This window comes from Holdemanella sp. (assembly GCF_056804935.1).
Genome location: NZ_DBMEXE010000205.1, coordinates 1 through 2,899 on the forward strand (window position 1 = coordinate 1; position 2,899 = coordinate 2,899).

Annotated in this window: 1 protein-coding gene; it reads right to left on the bottom strand. The window is 33.0% G+C overall.

The window, feature by feature from the left end; genetic code table 11:
- A partial coding sequence (locus tag ACZQCL_RS08260; protein ID WP_482482732.1) for an ATP-binding protein occupies nucleotides 1–2,720 on the bottom strand: 2,720 nt, incomplete at its 3' end.
- Between the last annotated feature and the right edge of the window lie 179 nt (nucleotides 2,721–2,899).

A 2,899-nucleotide genomic window follows, 5' to 3' on the forward strand; every position in this document is an offset into this window, starting at 1 on the left:
CCCTTTTCACTTTCCAATTGAATATTTCCATGCATATACTCCACAAGTTTTTTGGCAATAGACAAACCAAGACCTGTACCTTGATATGTGGATCTACTAGAACTATCTTCTTGCGCAAATAAATCAAAGGCATGTTTAATAAAATCTTGACTCATTCCAATTCCATTATCTTTACATCTAAATTCTAAAAGCGATGTCGAATCATCTAAACATTTCTCATTCATCCATACATGAATTTCTCCATTTTCTGGTGTAAACTTAACGGCATTTTGTACAACAATCATCAGTATTCGTGATAGATAGATTGGATACCCTCTAAAATTTGAATGACTCAATTGACCTTCATACCAATCCAAAATATATTGAATATTCTTTTCTTGTGCCAATTGTTGTCCATCAATATTAATATTACCCAATAATTCAGTAATATCAAAATCAACTTCCTCCTCTGTAAAATGATCACTTTCTAAATCATTCATATCCAAAACATCATTGACTAAAGAAATCAAATAATTTAACGACTGATGAACCTTATTTCGAGTGGTTTTTTGTAACTCTAAATTCTTTGGATTTTGATCTGCAATATGAAGCATACCCGCAATACCATTTAATGGCGTACGCATATCATGAGACATACTCTGTAAAAATCGAGTTTTTATTTTTGCCTCACGCTTTGCCTGTTCTGCTTCAAAGAATAAATTTAATTCTTTACGCTTTGTTTCACTAATTGTACGAATTGTCGCAATGGCTTGAATTGCTTTTCCGTTCACATCTCTTTTGGAAACAATAATACGCAACTTATGCCAGTTACCATCTGCCATTCGATATTCAGCTAAAATATCCTCTTCTTTTTCAAGTCGTGAAGCTAATGTCTTTATATCCACAAATTGATGGATGATATTTCGATATTCTGGTGCAACCTCTTGTTCGCAAGCCTCATACATCCTTTGAGATGCACACCCCGTCTTAGGAATAATCTCACTTCCAGAAATTCTTTCATATGTATCCGTCTCTAAATCAATTTGATAAATTGAACTATAACTTTTCGCAATTGTAGAAATTGTTTCATTACTTCTTTTCGTCTCGTCTAAAGCATCCTGCAATCGTTTCTGCGTCGCTTTTTCTTTTTTGATAATATCATCAATATAACGAAAACCTAATAATGCGTGACACGACTCTTCATCTTCACTTACCTTAACAACTTTCGTTTCAAAATATTGTTGATTCTGCGCATTTGGATTACAACGATAATTCTGCGTTAGACTCACTTGTGTTTTCAACAAAGATTTTAAATTATCACGAGAAAACCACCATAAAAACTCAGGCTGCTCCTCCTTAGGAATATAACGCATCGCATATTGATAAGCATATTCATAAAAATCTTTATACCCTGAATAACTTCTTATTAATTCACTCGCATTGGTTTCATCCTGAATATGAACAGATTCAAATTTACCACTGTTAACTTCCAAATAATAGATAGCCGTAAAGTCAGAGCTTAGACTTTCTAGAATTTGTTTTTCTTCTTCCAATCGATCATTTCTTTCTTTTTCATGCTCAACAATGTCATTCACCAATTTAAAGCCCATCACAAAATCATCTGTCTCATCCGAAATCTGCGCAAAACAAGCCTGGAAATAATCTATTTTTCCATTAAATTTTCTTTGAAAAACAACCGGATATACTTTTTCTGTCTTGATTCGTTCACGAACGACACGATAATTCACATTTCTTAAAAAATCTTCTCGATCTTCTTCACAAACATATTCTGAAGCATATTTCTCCACGCTCTTTTGATAATTATTTTCTTTGGCAAACTCCTCAATTGCTTCTTGAGCAATATGATCCCCTTTTTTTGTTTGTTGATACAATTCAACCGTTAAATCATGATTGATCACCCATACCGTGACATATTCATGACTCAAACCAGAAATAAAACGCTGTTGAAGAAGGTTTTTTTCTTTATGTTTGTGAATATCGATAAGGAATCCACAAACACTTACTATCTTTCCTTTTTCATTTAAAACAGGCTTTCCAATGGCACGATACCAACGATATTGTTTGTCTTTATTCTGAAGACGATACTCTACCTCATATGTTGCGGTTGAATCCCTCGTATCATGAATGTTTTTAAACTCTTCTTTAACAACATCAATATCTTGAGGATGCATATGATTCCAAAGCATAGAACACGAAATATGCGTCTCACCTTTAAATCCATAAAGCATCTCAGATAGACTTTCACTTCCTACAAACTCTACTGGCCTTTCATTATCATCAAACCGAATGCGAAAGCGAGCCTCACCAAGCTCTCCATATAGCGCATCTTCACTATCTTCATTTGTATATACCCATATAGAAGTATTCTCATCATTATCTGAATACCGATCAATTTTCAGACGAATCAAGGTACCATCCTTTTTACGATACGTAACATTCACCTGATTACCAGAAGCTAAAATATTATAAACATAATCATAGTCTAAAACTCGATCAATCACTTCTTGATAATCACAAGCTACATATTGATCTCGATATAATTGCATCGCATCTGAATAGGAACCTTTTGTGTCTTTGGCAAAAGCACGAAATGCTTCTGGAGCTAAAATATCACGAAAAGTATCTGTACTTCGATCTAAAATATAAACCGCTGCATATTTAGGTGCTATTAATCGCAAAAAATTTTCGGCATCTCTTTTTTCTTGAAGAAGTTGATTCATAGTATGACCTCCTCATATTGACATTTTCATTATAAATGACTATTTAATTTTTGCCTATTTTTAAAATCAAAAATCTAGCAAAAAAATTGGATAATAGAAATCAAGTAAAAATTAAAAAAATATCAATGATTTTTCATGGTTTTTATTACACGCTGAAAATCCCTGAAGAAAAAGCGCTT